The 17,359-nt window shown below is 67.8% G+C and carries 16 protein-coding genes and 2 pseudogenes; 8 read left to right on the top strand and 10 right to left on the bottom strand.

What is annotated here, in order from left to right:
* Positions 1-17: 17 nt before the first annotated feature.
* From ACFFIA_RS25290 to ACFFIA_RS25325, 8 genes and pseudogenes are all read right to left on the bottom strand, one after another.
* A complete protein-coding gene (locus tag ACFFIA_RS25290; protein WP_377254590.1) occupies positions 18-866 on the bottom strand; it encodes an anchored repeat-type ABC transporter permease subunit in 849 nt (282 codons plus the stop codon).
* Positions 866-1,621, bottom strand: coding sequence for an anchored repeat-type ABC transporter ATP-binding subunit (locus tag ACFFIA_RS25295; protein ID WP_377254549.1), 756 nt, complete (start codon positions 1,619-1,621; stop codon positions 866-868). Before ACFFIA_RS25295 ends, ACFFIA_RS25290 begins: the two co-directional genes overlap by 1 nt.
* The gene (locus ACFFIA_RS25300; RefSeq protein ID WP_377254552.1) at positions 1,618-2,526 is read right to left on the bottom strand and encodes a choice-of-anchor M domain-containing protein; all 909 of its coding nucleotides are present in this window, start codon (positions 2,524-2,526) and stop codon (positions 1,618-1,620) included. The genes ACFFIA_RS25295 and ACFFIA_RS25300 overlap by 4 nt, the downstream gene beginning before the upstream one ends.
* Complete coding sequence (locus tag ACFFIA_RS25305) at positions 2,526-4,070, bottom strand: anchored repeat ABC transporter, substrate-binding protein (protein ID WP_377254555.1); 1,545 nt, start codon at positions 4,068-4,070, stop codon at positions 2,526-2,528. The genes ACFFIA_RS25300 and ACFFIA_RS25305 overlap by 1 nt, the downstream gene beginning before the upstream one ends.
* A gap of 182 nt (positions 4,071-4,252) precedes the next feature.
* On the bottom strand, positions 4,253-4,558 hold the full coding sequence (locus tag ACFFIA_RS25310; RefSeq protein ID WP_377254558.1) for a hypothetical protein: 306 nt from the start codon (positions 4,556-4,558) through the stop codon (positions 4,253-4,255).
* Positions 4,555-4,829, bottom strand: a pseudogene (locus tag ACFFIA_RS25315) (ArsR/SmtB family transcription factor). Before ACFFIA_RS25315 ends, ACFFIA_RS25310 begins: the two are co-directional and overlap by 4 nt.
* 134 nt (positions 4,830-4,963) lie before the next feature.
* Complete coding sequence (locus ACFFIA_RS25320; RefSeq protein WP_377254561.1) at positions 4,964-5,686, bottom strand: class I SAM-dependent methyltransferase; 723 nt, start codon at positions 5,684-5,686, stop codon at positions 4,964-4,966.
* 29 nt (positions 5,687-5,715) lie between these two features.
* A complete protein-coding gene (locus ACFFIA_RS25325; RefSeq protein WP_446686981.1) occupies positions 5,716-6,099 on the bottom strand; it encodes an ArsR/SmtB family transcription factor in 384 nt (127 codons plus the stop codon).
* Between the two features lie 66 nt (positions 6,100-6,165).
* Here ACFFIA_RS25325 and ACFFIA_RS25330 point away from each other — a divergent pair, with 66 nt between their 5' ends.
* The 3 genes from ACFFIA_RS25330 to ACFFIA_RS25340 all read left to right on the top strand — a co-directional run bounded on the left by ACFFIA_RS25330 (position 6,166) and on the right by ACFFIA_RS25340 (position 12,111).
* Positions 6,166-8,085 carry a heavy metal translocating P-type ATPase gene (locus ACFFIA_RS25330; protein ID WP_446686982.1) on the top strand — a complete coding sequence of 640 codons (1,920 nt, stop codon included), beginning with the start codon at positions 6,166-6,168 and terminating at the stop codon, positions 8,083-8,085.
* A gap of 313 nt (positions 8,086-8,398) precedes the next feature.
* Positions 8,399-11,692, top strand: a complete 3,294-nt coding sequence (locus ACFFIA_RS25335; protein ID WP_377254564.1) for a choice-of-anchor M domain-containing protein — start codon at positions 8,399-8,401, stop codon at positions 11,690-11,692.
* Between the two features lie 158 nt (positions 11,693-11,850).
* Positions 11,851-12,111, top strand: coding sequence for a transposase (locus tag ACFFIA_RS25340; RefSeq protein ID WP_377254567.1), 261 nt, complete (start codon positions 11,851-11,853; stop codon positions 12,109-12,111).
* Between the two features lie 401 nt (positions 12,112-12,512).
* On the opposite strand, the gene ACFFIA_RS25345 is transcribed toward ACFFIA_RS25340, so the two are convergent.
* Both ACFFIA_RS25345 and ACFFIA_RS25350 read right to left on the bottom strand, forming a co-directional pair.
* Entirely contained in the window at positions 12,513-13,316 is an 804-nt protein-coding gene (locus ACFFIA_RS25345) for an alanine racemase (RefSeq protein ID WP_377254570.1), read from the bottom strand.
* The gene (locus tag ACFFIA_RS25350) at positions 13,217-13,618 is read right to left on the bottom strand and encodes an alanine racemase (protein ID WP_377254573.1); all 402 of its coding nucleotides are present in this window, start codon (positions 13,616-13,618) and stop codon (positions 13,217-13,219) included. Before ACFFIA_RS25350 ends, ACFFIA_RS25345 begins: the two co-directional genes overlap by 100 nt.
* 317 nt (positions 13,619-13,935) lie before the next feature.
* Here ACFFIA_RS25350 and ACFFIA_RS25355 point away from each other — a divergent pair, with 317 nt between their 5' ends.
* The 5 genes and pseudogenes from ACFFIA_RS25355 (at position 13,936) to ACFFIA_RS25375 (ending at position 16,879) form a co-directional block, all read left to right on the top strand.
* Positions 13,936-14,490, top strand: coding sequence for a phosphoribosyltransferase (locus ACFFIA_RS25355; RefSeq protein WP_377254576.1), 555 nt, complete (start codon positions 13,936-13,938; stop codon positions 14,488-14,490).
* Complete coding sequence (locus tag ACFFIA_RS25360) at positions 14,487-14,966, top strand: GNAT family N-acetyltransferase (RefSeq protein WP_377254578.1); 480 nt, start codon at positions 14,487-14,489, stop codon at positions 14,964-14,966. The genes ACFFIA_RS25355 and ACFFIA_RS25360 overlap by 4 nt, the downstream gene beginning before the upstream one ends.
* A 597-nt stretch (positions 14,967-15,563) precedes the next feature.
* Positions 15,564-15,815 (top strand): hypothetical protein, encoded by a 252-nt coding sequence (locus ACFFIA_RS25365; RefSeq protein ID WP_377254581.1) that lies wholly within the window; start codon positions 15,564-15,566, stop codon positions 15,813-15,815.
* A gap of 12 nt (positions 15,816-15,827) precedes the next feature.
* Positions 15,828-16,412, top strand: a pseudogene (locus ACFFIA_RS25370) (reverse transcriptase/maturase family protein); the annotation flags it as partial.
* 125 nt (positions 16,413-16,537) lie between these two features.
* A complete protein-coding gene (locus ACFFIA_RS25375) occupies positions 16,538-16,879 on the top strand; it encodes a group II intron maturase-specific domain-containing protein (RefSeq protein WP_377254584.1) in 342 nt (113 codons plus the stop codon).
* Positions 16,880-17,359: the final 480 nt, after the last annotated feature.

Consider the following 17,359-nt stretch of genomic DNA (forward strand, 5'->3'; position numbering starts at 1 on the left):
CGGTCCCGGGGCAGCGGTCAGGAGACGTGCCTGGCGATCAGCCCGTGCCGGGGTGCGGCCAGCCAGGCGCCGAGGAACACGGCGGTCAGGACGAGCACGATGGTGCCGCCCACCGGGAAGTCCCAGGACCACGAGATGTAGAGGCCGACCAGGGCGGACAGGCCGCCGATCACCGGGCCGAGGACCATCATCACCGCGAGCCGGTCGGTCAGCAGCCGCGCCGCCGCGGCCGGGGTGACCAGCAAAGCCAGCACGAGCACGTTGCCGATGGTCCGCACCGAGATGACCACGGCGAGCGTGACCAGCACGTACAGCAACAGGTCGAGCCAGAACACCCGCAACCCCATCGCCCGAGCCGACTCCCGGTCGAGCGAAACGGCCACGAACTCCTTGTGCAGCAACAGGATCGCCAGCAGAATCACCAGGCCGGTGCCGCCGACCACATACACGTCCTCGTCCGGTATCCCGGTGATCGAGCCGAAGAGGAACTGCTGCAACGAGCCGGCGTAACCGGGCGCCCGGGAGATGATCACGATGCCGAGCGCGAACGCCGCCACGAAGAACACCCCGATGACCGAGTCCTCCTTCAGCCGCCGCTGCTGCGCGAAGACCGCGACCAGCACGGCGGTCACCACACCCGCGATCGTGCCGCCCAGGACCAGGTTGCCGGAGACGACGAACGCGACCGCCAGGCCCGGAAAGACGGCGTGCGCCACGGCGTCACCGATAAACGCCATGCCGCGCAGCACCACGTAGCAGCCGACCACGCCGCACACGGTCGCCGACATCACCGCGATGAGCAGTGCCTTGCCCAGAAACGCCAGGTCGGGGTTGAACAGGTCCGCGACGAAGTCCGCGGGAGACATCACGCACCCACCGTCTCGGGCTCGCCGGCTTGGACCGGCAGACCCAGCGCCGTGAACAGGTGGCTGCGCTCACCCACCTCGAACGTGTCCATCCACACTCGACGGTCGCGCAGCCGGGCCGGCGGGCCGGCGGCGACGACGGTGCGGTTGAGCAACACCAGCCGGTCGCAGTCGTGCACCGCCGCCGCCAGGTCGTGCGTGGCCATCAGCACCGCCCGCTCCCGGGCCAGCGACGCGAACAGCTCGCCGAGCAGTTCCTGGGTCGGCATGTCCAGGCCGGCGTAGGGCTCGTCCAGCAGCAGCACCTCCGGGCGCAGCGCCAGCGCGCGGGCGACCAGAACCCGCTGCCGCTGACCGCCGGACAGCTCACCGACCGGGCGACGCCGCAGGTCGGCCAGGCGTACCCGGTCCAGGGCCTCCCCCACCGCGCGCCAGTCCGCCACGCCCGGCCGGCGCAGCAGGCCCATCCGTCCGGTGCGGCCGCTGAGCACCGCCTGCTCCACGGAGATCGGAAAGTCCCAGGTGAACTCGTGCCGCTGCGGCACGTATCCCACGGTGGCGGTGCCACCGATCGCGATCCTGCCGGTCTTGGGCCGGACCAGGCCGAGCACGCAGCGCAGGAGCGTGGTCTTGCCGGCTCCGTTCGGGCCGAGCAGCCCGACCAACTCCCCAGCGTCCATGGCAAGCTCGACGCCGCGCAGCACCGGCCGCCCGCCGAGATCGACGTCGAGGCCCTCGACGGAAAGCATGCTCATGGTTTCTCCTCCGGCGCGAGCGCGCGGCGGCGGGCCCGCGCGCCGCGTACCAACATCCAGATCAGCGCTGCGGCGAGCACCGCCGCGGCGGCGACCAGCAGCGGGACGATGACGCCGGGCCGGGCCGAGCCGCCGCCGTCCGCGGGGGGCGCCGCGCCGGCCGTCGCCGTCGCGTCGGTGCTGGGCAGGCTTGCCGTGTACGTGGCGGTGAAAGCGTCTTCGACAGGGCTGCTGTCGCCGACCGCGATCCGCAGCACGTCCCGACCCGACACCTGCTGGCCGTCCACCAGGTCCGCCCTGATCTCGACTGCGACCAGGTACACGCCGGGCTTGGAGAAGATCCAGTTGGCGTGGGTGTGCGTATTCGTCTCCACCCACAACGGCTGCGGGAACGGCATCGTGGAGTTCCACAGCACCTGTGGTGCACCGAGGTTGCCGGACTGCACATACACGACCAGGTCCCCCGGCCCCTGCACGCCGAGCAGGTTCATCGTCACGCCCCGGGAGATGGCCCGCATGACCCCGGGATCCTGGGTGTTCCAGCCGATCCAGACCACGTCCTGGTTCTGCGTCTGCGGCACCACGTGCACCGGCGTACCCGCGGGCTGGCCGAGGAACGCGTACGCCGGATCGTCCGGCACCCGCTCGACCGCCGCGTCCCGCACTCGCAGGACCGCGTCGGAGGGCTTGCGCCACACCGACGGCGCCACGGTGTCGTCGTGGATCTGGATCGTCCACGCGCCGTCGCGGTAGCGCGGGCCGATGTCCACATGGCCGGTCTCAAGCACTGCCCGGCCGGCCGCCACGGACTGGTCCGGGTCGAGGGTCTGGCCCAGGTCGTCCGGCTGTGGCGCCGGCGCGAACGCCAGCGTCGCCGCCGTGAGCGCGGCCGCCATCGTCTTCATCAACTGAGGCATTCCTTCAGGGAGTCGGCGTTGAAGCGCATCATTCGTACGTAGGTGTCGACGGTGTCGTCGAACGCGTCTCCGTAGATCGGGCACACCCGCACCCCCTGCTCGCCGGCGACCTCCACCAGGGTGGACGAACGGGCGCGCAGGTTGGGCTCGAGGAAGACGGCCCGCACGCGCAGGTTGCGGATCGTCTCGGTGAGTTTGACCCGGTCGGCCAGGCTCGGTTCGGTGGCGGGGTTGGGGGTGACGAATCCGGCCACCGGGATCCCGTACGCGTCCGCCAGATAGCCGAACGCGTCGTGCGTGGTCACCAGGTGGCGGTTGGCCGGCGGGATCGACGCGATCGTCTCGGCGACGTAGGTGTCCAGCGCGGTCAGCTCGGCCAGGTACGCGTCCGCGTTCCGCCCGTACTCGACCGCGCCGCCCGGGTCGACGCCGATCAGCGTGTCCCGGATCAGCTCCACATAGGACTGAGTATTGCCCACGTCCTGCCACAGGTGCGGGTCGATCTCACCGTGCACGTGGCGGCCGAGCACCGCCTGCGGCAGCTGGTACACCTTGTCACCAGGACGGCCCAGGAACCGGTATCCGCGGCCGGAAGGCACCTGCTTGAGCGCCTTGTTCGGCACCTCGATGACCGTGGTCGCGGGGTCGTACACCTCCTGGTGCACCTCACCCCCGCCATGCGGGTCGGCGTACAGGTACATCCGGCGCTCGTCCACGTCGACCGCGATGTCGGCGTGACCCGCGCCCAGCACCGTCCCGCCGACCGAGTGCGGATCGACACCGACCGCGAACGTGAACGTCTGCCGCCCCAGCGGCACCGGCTTGGACCCCTGCGCCACCGCCAGCCGTGCCTCCATCGTCAGCCGGTACACCCCGGGCTCGGTGAACGCCCAGCTCATGTGCGTGTGCGCGTCCGGAGGCAGCGCCGCCGTGTCGTCCTTGTACCCGTCGGCCGGGTCAAATCCGTCCACTGAGTTGACGTAGAACTCGGGATCGCCGAACGACCCCGTCAGATACGCCACCAGGTCACCCGGGCCGGACACGTGCGTGGCGGACAGCAGCACGTCCGAGGAGCGGTTCGCACCGTACTGGCGGCCGGCGCCCCGGACTCGCATACCCAGCCAGATGGTGTCCAGCGAGGCATCCTCCACCAAAGGGATGATCTCGGCGGCATACTTCGTCGCGCCCTCGGCGAGCGAGATGTTCGGCACGCCTCCACGCAGGTTGGCGTCCAGGGCCTTGATGACGTTCTGCGCCTCCAGCAGCAGATAGTTGCTGAACGCGACATCGGCGTAGACCACGTTGCGCACGTCGCGCAGCGTCGGCTCGTACGCGTGCGCGTCGGCGTTGTCCGGCACGATCGAGTCGACCAAAACCCTGTCGCCGCCCACATTGCGCACCAGGTCGGCCAGGATTCCGGTCGTGGTCACCACCTGCACGCGGGCATCAGAGTCACTCAACGCCACCGGCGCCGTGCAACCGGATAGGGCAACCGCCGCCACGACGGCCGCGGTCAACCACGGCGTCCTCATCCGCCGGTCTCCTCCCCCACGCCAGCCGAACCCGACACAATCAGTAATGAAAACGGTTTTCGGTAGCATAGCCAGAGTTGCGGTCGGGGCAAAGCCCTCAGCGAGATCTGTGACGTGGGCAGCGAAAAGCGGGACGGGGCCGACGCCGTCGACCCCGTCCCGCTACGACCGTTGGAAGCGGATCAGTGCTCGTCGTAGTGGCCCTCGTGAACCGCGTGGCGGTGCCCGTCGTGGACGTAGTCCACGTGGTCCCCATGCGCCACGGCCTCGTGCCCGCAGCCGTCGCCATGGCTGTGCTGGTGCGCCTCGGCCTCGGCGTGCACGCCCTCCAGGTTGCACTCGTCGTAATGGTCGCCGTGGCTGTGGTGTGCGTGTCCGTCGTGCAGGTAGTCGATGTGGTCACCGTGCCGGACGCTGGCATGCCCGCAGTCGCCGGCATGGGTGTGCTCATGCCCGGCGTGCGGGCGATGTTCGGTCGCGGTCGTCATCGTTGGTCTTCCTCTCGCATGTGGGCGATGGCGTCCCGCACGATGTGCGCCACGTGGGCGTCACTGAGCGCGTACACCATCTCCCGCCCCCTACGGGCCCGCCGCACCAGCCGGGCGTCCCTCAGCGCCTTCAAGTGCTGAGACACCAGCGGCTGCGCCAACCCGGTCGCCGCCACCAACTGGTGCACCGAGCGCTCCTGGTCGGCCAGCAGGTCCACGAGCGCCACCGGATCGGCGAGGCCAACACCCGGAACAGGCCCCACCCCGTCATAACGATCTGGCAGCGCTTCCGTCACCGACACATAGGCACATGCGCAGCAACGCATGCAAAGGCCAAGACCAGCAGAACTCCACGACCATTTGCCTGATCGAGGCGACTCCCGCCAGCGGCTGCCAGGCAGTGCGCTAGGCCGGCGTGGCCACCACGACGTCCTTGTCGGTCACCATGGCGGTGTACCCGGCGACGGTCAGCTCGTCGAGCAGCTGTCGCGGGGACAAGACATACCAGTCGTAGTCGACGACGAGGTCCCGCTCGACGACGCCGTCCTCGGCCAGAACGCGGTAGTGCATCGTCCAGATGACCGACTCCGGGCCGGCTGGGCGGGCACCACCGCTGCCCTGGTACGTCCGGCGGCCAACCGACACAGAGGTAAAGGGTGTCTCGGGCACGGTGACCGGCGCAGGTGGTGGTTGCAGATTGACGACCAGCGGGGCGGCTGGGGCGAGTCGAGGGCGAAGGTCGGCCCAGAGGGCGCGGCGCCGGTCGGGGGCGATGTGCCCGATCATGTTGATAGCGAGGACGGCGCCGAGCCGGTCCGGCAACGCCATGCCGTCGCCGTCGGCGGCCTGCACGGTCACGCGCCGCGCCAGGTCGTCGCCGGACAGCCGGACGAGCAGGGCGGCACGCAGGATCGGGGACGGCTCGACCGCGATGAGCTCGGCGCCCGGCACCGCCCGCGCGGCGACGAGCGTGCCCAGGCCGCTGCCGGCACCGATGTCGACGATAGGACCCTGCTCAGGGCGGGCCCGGGTCAGCGCCTGCGCGACAGGGACGGCGAGGGTTTCCCAGGCGCCGCGACTAAGCACGTCGATGAACTCACCGGACTGCACGTAGAGATCGTCGGACACCCGACCAGCATTGCATACGACTATCGTTTTCAAGAGGGCTGCGACCCGGCCGTCGCATGCGCCGACAGGTCGTCCCTCGCGTGGTCGGGCAGGTCGCGGTCGGCGTGGTCGGCGTGGAAGAGCGCCTCGTCGAGCAGATGCCGCACGTGCACGTCCGCGGCCGAGTAGTACACGAACGTGCCCTCGCGTCGCCCTCGCACCAGCCCGGCGAGGCGGAGCTTGGCCAGATGCTGACTGACCGCCGTGGGCGCGGCACCGACCAACTCGGCGAGACAGGCGACCGATGACTCGCCCTGCAGCAGCGCCCAGAGGATCTTGATGCGGGTCGGGTCGGCGAGCAGCCGGAAGCTCTCGGCGGCGAGGTGGACCTGCTCCTCGTTGGGCATGCGGAAATCCGGCAGCGAGGTATGCACGTCCAGAGCCTATCTCACCGCTCAGCTACTTGCGTATCTGCATGGCTGCGCAGGTATTGTGCCTTCGTGGCGATCGTGACGCAGGACCCGGTAGACGGACGACAGCCCGCCCTGGCCGCCTGTCGTACCCCGTTGTGGTCCCTGGTCGAGGTGCGGTGGGCGGCGCTGGCCACGGCGCTGTTCGCCGTCGGTGCGGTGTTCCAGCTGACTGGTGGTCCGGCCTGGTCGTGGTGGACGCTGTACCTGGCCTGCTACGCCGCCGGCGGCTGGGAGCCTGGGCTGGCCGGGCTGCGAGCGCTCCGGGCGGGAACACTCGACGTGGACCTGTTGATGGTGGTCGCGGCGATCGGCGCAGCCGGGGTTGGGCAGGTGTTCGACGGCGCGTTGCTGATCGTCATCTTCGCCACGTCCGGGGCGCTGGAGGCGTATGCCACCCGCCGGACCGCCGACTCGGTGCGCAGGCTGCTGGACCTGGCGCCGCCGTACGCCACCCGGGTGACCGCGGACGGCGAGGATCGGGTCGACACCGTCACCCTGGCGGTCGGCGACGTGATCCTGGTCCGCCCGGGCGAGCGGATCGGTGCCGACGGGACCGTCGTCGACGGGGTGAGCGACGTCGACCAGGCGACCATCACCGGCGAGCCGCTACCGGCTGTGAAGGCGGTCGGCGACGAGGTGTACGCCGGCACCATCAACGGCACCGGCGCGCTTCGCGTCCGGGTGGACCGGCCCGCCGCGGACAGCGTGGTCGCCCGCATCGTGGCGATGGTGCGGGAGGCGTCGGCGACCAAGGCGCCGACACAGCTTTTCATCGAGAAGGTCGAGCAGCGCTACTCGGTCGGAGTCGTGGTCGCCACTCTCGCCTTGTTCGCGATACCGCTTGCCTTCGGCGAGGGGTTCACCGACGCACTGCTGCGTGCGATGACCTTCATGATCGTCGCGTCGCCGTGCGCGGTGGTACTGGCCACGATGCCGCCACTGCTGGCCGCCATCGCCACCGCCGGCCGCCACGGCGTGCTGGTCAAGTCCGCCGTGGCGATGGAACGGCTGGCCGAGACGACCCTGGTGGCAGTAGACAAGACCGGCACCCTGACCGTCGGCACGCCGCGGCTGGCGGCCGTCCGGCTCCTGCCCGGCGGTCCGGTGCAGGATACGGACCGGCTCCTCGCCCTGGCCGCAGCCGCGGAGCGTCCCAGCGAGCACCCGCTCGCCGCCGCGATCGTTGCCGCCGCCCGCGCCGCCGGCCTGACCATCCCGACCGCGACGCACTTCGTCTCGGCGCCCGGACACGGGATATCCGCGCGCGTCGACGGACACCACGTGACCGTCAGCCGCGCATCCACCGTCGCCGGCGAAACCGACCCGCACCACGACGGTCACACCACAGTGGTGGTCACCGTCGACGGCCATCCGGCCGGGATACTCGGCCTCACCGACACCGTGCGACCGGAGGCGGCCGATGCGGTGGAACGGCTCACCGCCCTCATCGGACAGCCGCCGATGGTGCTCACCGGCGACAACATGTCCGCCGCCGCCCGAGTCGCCGCCGAGGCGGGCATCCGGGAGGTACACGCCGACCTGCTGCCGCAGGAAAAGGTCGCCGTCGTCCGCCAGCGGCAGGAGCTAGGCGAACGGCTGCTCGTCGTGGGCGACGGCGTCAACGACGCCCCCGCCCTCGCCGCCGCGCACGCCGGGATCGCCATGGGCGGCGCCGGATCGGACCTGGCGTTGCAGACCGCCGATGTCGTCCTGGTCCGCGACGACCTGACCGCCATACCCGCCGTCATCGCGCTGTCCCGCCGCGCGCGTCGCTACGTGGCGGCCAACCTCGCCATCGCCGCCACCTTCATCGCCGTGCTCGCCACCTGGGACATTGTCGGCCACCTGCCGCTCCCCCTCGGCGTGGCTGGCCACGAGGGCTCGACCGTCATCGTGGCGCTCAACGGACTGCGGTTACTGCGCTCGGCCGCGTGGCGGGCCCACTGACCGTCAATGCCGCCAGATGCGGGTGCGGAGCGCCTGCGGCGAGTAGGCCGTGGTGGCGGCCGGTGGCGGCCACCGCCGGATCCGGACCGAGCAGGCCAATTCGCCGCAGCCGGCGCCGGGCCCGGCACTGTCACCGCCTGGCCGGCGACCAGGAGAACGTCGTCCATGTGCGGCTAACCCCCTGAGCGACGTCAGTGCGAAGCGCCGGCCGGCGGAGCACGCATTGCTCACGATAATGAAAACGGTTATCGTCTTCTAGGCGTATCAAGATCACCAAACGCGACCTTGCCCTATGGATCCTCAGGAGTTGGATGTGAGTATCGGAACGTCGAAGAGACCCAGACGCGCCTGGGTCGGCCTGACAGCGTTGCTGTTGGCCACGGGGTCGCTGTTCGTGGTGTCGTCGTCGGGGGCATCCGCCGCGCCTGGCCCGGCCCCGGATCCGCAGGAGTTCCGCGTCCTGGAGAAGGTGCATACCGATGCGGTCGCGACCTTCCTGGACGACGGCGTGTTCGCCCTGGGGACGTTGGCCGACCTTCCGGAGGGCAACGGCGTACGGCTGGATCCGGCGTCGGTCTGGTTCCACGTCGACGACGCGTCAAAGGTCACGCTGCCGGCAGGCCGGGAGTTCGTGGGGCCCGGGGGCAGCGAGGCGTGGATCGCTCCGGAGAGCAACCCCTCTGGCAACCAGTTGTGGCCCGGCTTCTCCACCGAGCGGGTTCCGGTCGACGGCGTCGACGGCAATACAACGACGCTGCGGCTGAGCGCGGTAACCGGCCCGGGTGACGTCGAAGTCTTCACCTCCGACGCGTTCGGCGCGGTCACCCGGTTGTGGTCTTCTGACGAGAGAATCGACTCGTTCGAGATCGGTCGGACGCACAAGCATGCGAACTGGGCGTTCACCTCGTCCGGAACCTACCGGCTGACGATCGAGGCGACCGCGGCGCGCTCGGGTGAGCCGGTGTCGGCGTCCGCGACGTACACCTTCGTCGTGGGTGGCCTGCCGGAGACGGTGACCACCGCGACCACCCTGGACGTGTCGGCGACGGAGGTGACGGTCGGGGAGGACGTCGAGCTGACCGCGACGGTGTCGCCGGCGTCGGTCGGCGGCTTCCTGGAGTTTCGGGCCGGTGCGACCGCGCTGGGGCACGTCCCGGTGGAAGACGGACAGGGTTCCCTCTCCACCCCGCTCGCACTCGGCACGCACCCGGTGACCGCGCACTTCGTGCCCGAGGTCACCAACCTGACCGCGGCGTCGACGTCCGAACCGGTCGACGTCACCGTGGTCGACGCCTCCGGCGTGCCGTTCAGCGTCACCGGGGTGTCAGCGACGCCGTACCAGCCGGGCGACGCGTTCACCGCCCAGATCGTGGGCGCCACACTCGCGGAGGGTCAGCAGTTCCGGTGGCTCTGGCGCCATGTCGGCTCGACCAGTACCGGCCGGGCGCTTCAGACCAGCACCAGTCCGACGCTGTCGACCACGATCAGCGCGCTGGAGGACGACCACGAGATCAGCGTCGCCATCCGCCAGGGCAACACCGTGGTGGCGCAGACCCCGTGGGTGCCGTTCCAGGTCGAGCACCTCGGTGGCCAGCCCACACTGACCCGCACCGACTCGTCGCCCACCCCGCTTCTGCCCGGTGACGTCGCGGAACTGGTCTTCGGCGGACGCGAGCTCGGCGAGGGCGAGACCCTGGAATGGGGCAGCCTGTATGCCGGAGCGACCTGGCTCGCGATGCCGCCCAACCTCATCGGCAACTTCGACTTCTCGTTCCCCGACGCCCGCACCTCCCGGCTGAAGGTCAAGTCGACCAGCGCCGTCGTGGACCTTCCGTACGCCGCGCGGGTCGTCAAGGACGGTCTCGTCGTGGCGAGGACACCTCTTGAGACGATCACCTTTGGCCCGCGCGAGTTGCAGGTTCAGGGATACCAGCTGCTGTACCGGGAGGGCGGCTCAGTGAGCCTGGACGCCACCGTGTACCCGGTCCGCGAGGGCTACGACGACTTCACCTACACCTGGGTGTTCACAAAGGACGGCGTCAACACGATCTGGGGCGAGGAGCACCAAAGCACGCCCCGGCTGACCAAGGGCGGGCTGACCGTGGCCGACCACCACGGCGGCACCCTGCGACTCCACCTCTACAACCGTGGTGAGCTCGCTCAGCAGACCGCCAACCTGACCATCAACATCACCGACGACCTGGAAACGCAGATCATCGAACTCAGCACCCTCGCCGGGCACTACCACCAGGGAGACGCCATCCAGCTGAACCTGACGGTCGACCCGGCCCCGGCCGACGGCGACCGCCTGGTGTGGGAGTGGCTCTGGCCGGGCACCGACGACTGGACGCGGATCCCGGGCGCCGAGGGGAACCGCTACTCCGTCACCGCCGAGCAGGCACTCGACGACGTCCAGGTCCGCGCCAGGCTGATCTATGCCGACCCGGAGGTCGAACCGGCTGCCTCCGACGCCCGGACCATCTACGTCGATGACCACGGCGCCGCGCCACGGCAGCGACTGTCGATTTCCGGGGAGACCGCGTACCCGGAGGGCGACACCGTCACCCTCACCGCCGCCGTCTCGCCCGACACGGTGCTGACCACCTACCAGTGGCAGCGGAAGGCAGCCGGCGCCGAGGAGTTCGTGGTCATCCCCGACCAGGCCGGCGCGGAGCTGTCCTTCACCGCCGCGATGGCCGACAGCGGTGCCGAGTACCGGGTCGCGATGGTGAAGCCGGACGGCCAGGTCGTCTACGGGCCATCCCCCGCCACGACGCTGACCGTCACACCCGGCACAGAACCGGAACCGGTCACGTCGTTGGGCGTCAGCGGAGTCGCCGACCACTACCAGGAGGGTCACCTGGTCACCCTGGTGGCGAAGCAGGATCCGGTGACCGAGCTCGACGATTACCACTGGTTCACCAGGGCGGCCGGTACCGACGAGTGGGTCGCGGTCCCGGGCGCGCTCACGGACCAGTACAGCTTCACCGCCACCGCGGCACACGACGGCACCGAGGTGCTGGTGCGCCTGTACGACGAGGACCACAACCAAGTGGCGCAGTCAGCGCCCGTGACGATCCACCTGGACGACCAGGGTCCCGAGCCACCCGGGGACGGATCGCAGCAGATCATCGCGATAATCCCCGAGCGCATGGGCGCACTGGTGATCAGCGTGAACCCGCAGGACAACGCCGTCCTGATGAGCGACTTCACCCTGGCTGCCACGGGTGACCGGCTGACCTCGGCCGGCCAACTGCGTCCGGTGACCGTGACCGACACTCGCACCGCCAAACCAGGCTGGTCGGCGTCGGGCCAGGTAAGCGACTTCATCGCCGCGGGGCAGCTGGAGAACACGCTCGCCGGTAGACACCTGGGCTGGACACCGGTCGTGGTGGAGCAACCCGAGAACGGCGCGGTCACGCAAGGGGCCGTCGTGGTACCAGGCCTGGAGTCCGGCACCGGCCTCGCCACCGCCAACCCGCTCGCGACCGCCCCGGCCGGATCCGGGACCGGGACCAGCATCCTGGGCGCCGAACTGCTGATCGAGGCACCCACCACCCAGGCGCCCGGAACCTACCAGGCGACCATCACCTTCACCCTCATCTAGCAGGTGCGACGGGAAGGGCCCTCCAGCAGGCGCGACCGCGGCCGGACCGCGGAGCACCGGGGCCCTTCCCGTCAGCGTAGGCGCTATTTGCAAATGGTTTTCATTCCAGTATTCTTCGCCTTCAGTTGCCCGGCGCGCGGCGCGCCACCATGCTCGGGATGAGCGTCGCGCGGGACACCCTGTTGGCCCTGCTACGCCGGACGGCCGTTCCAGACGTTGGTGAGGTCACCGTCCTCGGGGTCAACGACTTCGCGTTGCGTCGCGGCCACGTCTACGGAACCGTGCTGCTGGACATGGACACCCGCCGCCCGATCGACGTGCTGCCGGGCCGAGAGGCCGAACCGCTCGCAGAATGGCTGCGCGCGCATCCCGGTGTGCAGATCATCTGCCGGGGCCGGGCCGGCGCCTACGCCATTTGAGGGCGGCCGCGACGGCGCACCGGACGCCCAGCAGGTCGCCGACCGCTGGCACCTCATCCACAACCTCGGCGAAGCCGTCGACAAGACCGTGACCACGCACCATGCCTGCATACGGGCCGCGATGACCGCCAGGGCAGCCCCTGCGGACACCAAGGCGGCGGCCGCGGAACCCGCCGCGAGCCCCGAGTCGGCATCCGCGCCGCAGCCAACCGCGGTCGAGGTGACGGACGGCGAGCGCGACGTGTGCGGCCGGGAACGGTTACTGGTCACCCGAACTCGGGAACGTTACGCCGCCGTTCAGCAGCTTCTGGCCGAGGGCGCGCCGTTGGGCGAGATCAGCCGACAGTTGCAGTTGGACCGCTCGACCGTGCGCCGGTTCGCCCGCGCCGCGTGGGCCGCACTCATATTCGGTCACCATTTCGGTAGGTTCGGGTCACGTGGCGCGCCACCCTCGCAACAATCTCCCTCTCGTCCGTACAGGTTCGATGCGCCCACTCGGATGCTGTTGGTCCCCCCTCCGGGCCGGGCCCGAAGACAATCACCTCATCGCCAATTCCCACAGGAGCGTCACCTATTTCGATCTGCATCGAATACATGCCTATCGGGTCCATAATCGGAAACCTATCGGGTCCCACTCGAACAGCAAGCCCTCCTGCCTTCCGCGGAATACCGTCGGCATAGCCAACGCCAGCGACCGCGATCCGCGTCGGACGGATCGTCGTGAAAGACGATCCATCCTCTACCGTACGCATTGCAATGACATCTACCACTCTGGCACGGAGCGTCATAGCCTGGGTGATACCGGCGATCGGGAAACCGAGAGGAGCAATCCCATAGGCCGCTGCACCCAATCTAACAAGGTCATAGTGCGAGCCTGGCAGTGTGAATAGGGCAGCCGAGGCCACGAGATGTCGCATCGGGGATACTATTCCCTTCTTCCTTGCGACGCGTAGTGCCGTTTCATACAAGGCAATCTGTCGAGCGGTGATGCTACTAGCCGGTAGTTCGGAACACGCCAGGTGACTCCATATCCCCACTATCTGAGCCCATCGCCGAGAGGTCGGGCGGAGAGCCACGTCGATCAACTCGGACCAGGGGGTACCGATCACGGCCCACCCCGCGACATTCCCGTATCCACCTCCAGGTGCAGCCGGGCCGGACGGCCCACCTGCTGAGCCGCGTCGCGCGCCGCCTCTACAGCCCACGGCGCAGAGACAGAGATGTCGATGCCTCGGCTGGCAGCGGCTGCCAAGTCGTCGCCTGGCCTCACAATGCAAGCCAGAATAGGGGACTCGATGCCGGCAGACCGCAAGGTGATTGCCTCCTCCAAGAAGGCGGTGCCCAGCCAGCGCGCGCCTCCTGCCAACGCTGCCCGCGCCGCGGCGACCGAGCCATGACCATATCCATTCGCCTTCACCATCACGAGAACCTGGGCACTGGTCTGCTGGATAAGCCAACGAACATTGTCACGAATCGCCATCAGATCAACTACGACCTCAACACGCACAGACGGATTATGCATCAAGGTTCAAGGCCCGGAACGCAGTCCGGGGAGGATGACAAAAGGGGCGCAAACAAGGCAGCGTCGCACTCCTATGCGATCATGGCCCATCGGCAAGGTGTCCAAAACAAGACAAGACGGTCGCGCGTTGTGCGAGACGAGATCAAATTGAGCGAGGACCCATCCTGGTTGCTATGCCCAGTTCGCGAGGTTTACGAATGACGGCAAATCAGAAGCAGTAGCAGACGCACATCCGACACCACGTCGATGGACTCACTGCTACCCTGCCCACTGCATCATCGCAGGAGTTGGAGGCTACGGCCTTGATCATTATCGACAATATATCAATCGTCGTAGGGATCTTTGCTAGCATAGTAACGATTCTGGCGTCGGTGAATTTCGTGCGTGAGCGGACGGGCATAAGCTGGAAGACCGTTGACACATGCACCAAGCAAACCATAACGGCAATACAGCAATCCGGCTTCCATCCTGAGCTTGTTGTGGGTGTGGGAAGGGGCGGTGCGATATTGGCTGGCATGCTTGCTGGAAACCTCGGACACGTTCCCCTGTTTGTCGTGGACACAGTACTCGACCGGTCCGACGGGATGAGCACCGTCCACGTGAGGTTTCCCAATCTGCTTCCCGACCTCGACGGTAAACGGGTCCTTCTAGCGGTTGGCGAGTTATACTCTGGCGAGGACCTCAGGGCAGTTCTTCAAACTATAAAGGCAACGAGTCCGACGGCACAGATCAAGACAGTGTCGCTGTTCACCCATCCGGCGACATCTATAAAGCCCGATTTTGTCGGTAGGGAGACCCGTCAGCCTTTGAGTGCGCCCTGGCGAATGAGCGACGTCTACCGTGCGAGGCGGCTATGAACAATGCAACTGAATCTACGTACACGATCCGAATCGCCACGGGTGGTGATTTGGAGGATCTACTCTTTCTGCTAGAGATCATGCACGGCAAGGCCGCCAAGAGGAATGCGAGAGACGGCGAGGCTGAACTACTGCAAACGATACTCAAGCAGCCTCTGCGCCGACTATTAGTAGCAGAGGCAGTCCAGGGTATCGTCGGAACCGTCGACGTGCTCGTCGTTCATAACCTTTCGCGGAACATGGCGCCGTGGGCAACCGTTGAAAATCTGTCAGTCGATCCGACGATGCGCAGGAGAGGGATCGGACGGGCCTTAATGGAGGAAGCGGAAGCATATGCGCAAAGCTACGGCTGCTATAAGATTCAACTCATCTCCAATGATGCGCGGGGTCCGGCCCATGCCCTATATTCTGGGCTAGGGTATAACGCGCACGTGACGGGATTTCGAAAGTATCTTGCGGACGTCGAGCACGTATGACCACATTACCTCAGCAGTCGTACAGTCACGACAACATCCGGACCCCTTCAGCAACGATCTGCATCGTTGGTGTCGGCGTCCGTGGGCTTGTGGTACTTGAAGACATTGGACATTCATGTTGACCCCGGTGCAATGGGAGAAATATCTTAACCCGCGCGGAATTGACCTGATTGCATTGGCCAGCAAGATTGTCGCAGACGGTTACTGAACACCAGCGACTGCGGCTATAGTGCAGCGTTTGGTTCAGCGCGGTGACAAGGTGCTCGCATTTCTGCCCCGCAGCAGACACATAGCTTCCGCGCCGCGGCCATGACACAGTTCAGTGACACAGCCCTCGGCGACACAGTGGAAGCTTTCCTTCATCTAGTCACGTTTCCCCTGGTTGGGGCGCCCGTTCCGGGCTGAAAATGGGGGTCCGGTCGCTCGTTGACATCGTTGCTCCTTGGCCCCGTTGAGGCCGTCGTCTAGTCGGATGCTGGGAGCCGCGTTGTTGGGCCCTTCACTGTTGCTTCGAGCACGCGGATTAGCTTCGCTTCGCCCTCGCGGCTCCTGCGGGCGACCGGCCTGGTATCGGTCGGCTGGGATGGGAGGTCTGTGATGTTGGAAGAGACGCGGGACCGTGACGAGATCGTTGAGCGGGTCGCGGCGTTGGATATCGGCAAGGCCGAGGTGGTCTGTTGCGTGCGGGTACCCAGCCCGAGCGGGTCGGGACGGCGGGCGCAGGAGGTCAGGACGTACCCGACGATGACCCGGTCGTTGATCGCGCTGGGTGAGTGGCTGGCCGGGGTGGGGGTGACCCGGGTGGTGATGGAGGCGACCTCGGAGTACGTGCGGCACGAAGGTGCATGAGTGCGAGTGGCGGTGGCTCTCGGGGCGTTGGAGCCCGAGTGGGAGGCCCGGTTCGAGTCCCGGTCGTACGGGTTCAGGCCCGGCCGGGGCTGCCATGACGCGATCCAGGCGGTGTTCCTGACCGCCCGGGGTGCCCGCTGCCAGCGGCGGTGGGTCGTTGACGCCGATTTGGCTGCCGCGTTCGACAACCTCGACCACGATCATCTACTCGCGATGCTGGGCACGTTCCCGGCTCGCCGGATGGTCGGGAAGTGGCTGCGCTCGGGCGTACTCGACCGGGGACACCTAGCACCCACCGAGCGGGGAAGCCCGCAGGGGGGTGTGATCAGTCCGTTGTTGATGAACGTGGCCTTGCATGGGATGGAGCAAGCCGCCGGAGTCCGGTATATCACGACCGGCAGCAACGCCGGGAGCGTGAGACCGGGCTCGCCCGTGGTGATCAGGTACGCCGATGATCTTCTGGCGTTCTGCCATACCCGGCAGGAAGCTGAGCGGGTCCAGGCGCGGCTGGCCGACTGGCTGGCGCCCCGGGGTCTGGTCTTCAACCAGGACAAGACCCGTATCACCCACCTCGATGAGGAAGGGGTGGACTTCCTGGGGTTCAACGTCCGCCGTTACCACGGCAAGCTGCTGATCAAACCGAGCAAGGCGGCGGTCAAACGGATCCGGGCGCGGTTGTCCGCCGAGATGAAGGCCCTGCGGGGGGCCACGCCGAGGCGGTCTTGCAGCAGCTCAACCCGATCATTCGGGGCTGGACCGCGTACTACCGGATCGTGGTGTCCAGCGCGACGTTCGACGCGTTGGACGACCACATGTGGAAGCTCACCTACAAGTGGGCGAAGTTCCGCCACCCGCACAAGCCGAAACGCTGGATCATCTCCCGGTACTTCAGCATGTTCAACAAGTCCAGGCGGGACCGGTGGGTGTTCGGCGACCGGGAAACCGGCGCCTACCTGCTCAAGTTCGCCTGGGCGAAGATCGTGCGGCACTCCATGGTCAAAGGCTGGGCGTCACCCCGACAACCCGGCCCTGACCGACTACTGGGGCTGGCGGCGAGGCCGTAAACAGCCCGTGCTGGACCGCGCCCGATGGCGAGCGCTGCTCGCTCAACAGGGTCGCTGTCCGCTCTGCGGCGGGCTGCTGCTGCACGCCGACTGCGAACCCCAAACTCCTGACGAATGGGAGCGATGGGCCGTAGTGACCCGCACGGCGATCCGCAAACAGGCGGTCACCGCCGAAACGGGTACCAGGACACCGCACGAGATCCCCACATTCCGTTTGATCCACACCGGGTGCCAACGCCGCCTCACCCGCGACACCAGCACCCGACCGGCACCACCTGCCAAGAGCCTTCAGGGCTTGCCCGAGCCGGGTGCGGGGAAAGCCCGCTCGCCCGGTTCCGAGGGGGCGGCGGCGCAGTGATGCGCCGCCGCTACCCGAGTGGAAGCCGCCATTCTACTTGTTGGAGGCGGCCGGGTTCGAGGTGTTGGCTGGTCAACGCTCGCGATGTCAAGCACCTGCCGGGCCGGCCGAAGACCGACAAG

It is taken from the genome of Phytohabitans kaempferiae, from assembly GCF_042433955.1.
GTDB lineage: Bacteria > Actinomycetota > Actinomycetes > Mycobacteriales > Micromonosporaceae > Phytohabitans > Phytohabitans kaempferiae.

Coding starts and splice junctions, on each gene's coding strand:
- ACFFIA_RS25290 (WP_377254590.1), bottom strand. CDS start 866: ATGTCTCCCGCGGACTTCGTCGCGGACCTGTTCAACCCCGACCTGGCG.
- ACFFIA_RS25295 (WP_377254549.1), bottom strand. CDS start 1,621: ATGAGCATGCTTTCCGTCGAGGGCCTCGACGTCGATCTCGGCGGGCGG.
- ACFFIA_RS25300 (WP_377254552.1), bottom strand. CDS start 2,526: ATGAAGACGATGGCGGCCGCGCTCACGGCGGCGACGCTGGCGTTCGCG.
- ACFFIA_RS25305 (WP_377254555.1), bottom strand. CDS start 4,070: ATGAGGACGCCGTGGTTGACCGCGGCCGTCGTGGCGGCGGTTGCCCTA.
- ACFFIA_RS25310 (WP_377254558.1), bottom strand. CDS start 4,558: ATGACGACCGCGACCGAACATCGCCCGCACGCCGGGCATGAGCACACC.
- ACFFIA_RS25340 (WP_377254567.1), top strand. CDS start 11,851: ATGAGCGTCGCGCGGGACACCCTGTTGGCCCTGCTACGCCGGACGGCC.
- ACFFIA_RS25360 (WP_377254578.1), top strand. CDS start 14,487: ATGAACAATGCAACTGAATCTACGTACACGATCCGAATCGCCACGGGT.
- ACFFIA_RS25365 (WP_377254581.1), top strand. CDS start 15,564: ATGTTGGAAGAGACGCGGGACCGTGACGAGATCGTTGAGCGGGTCGCG.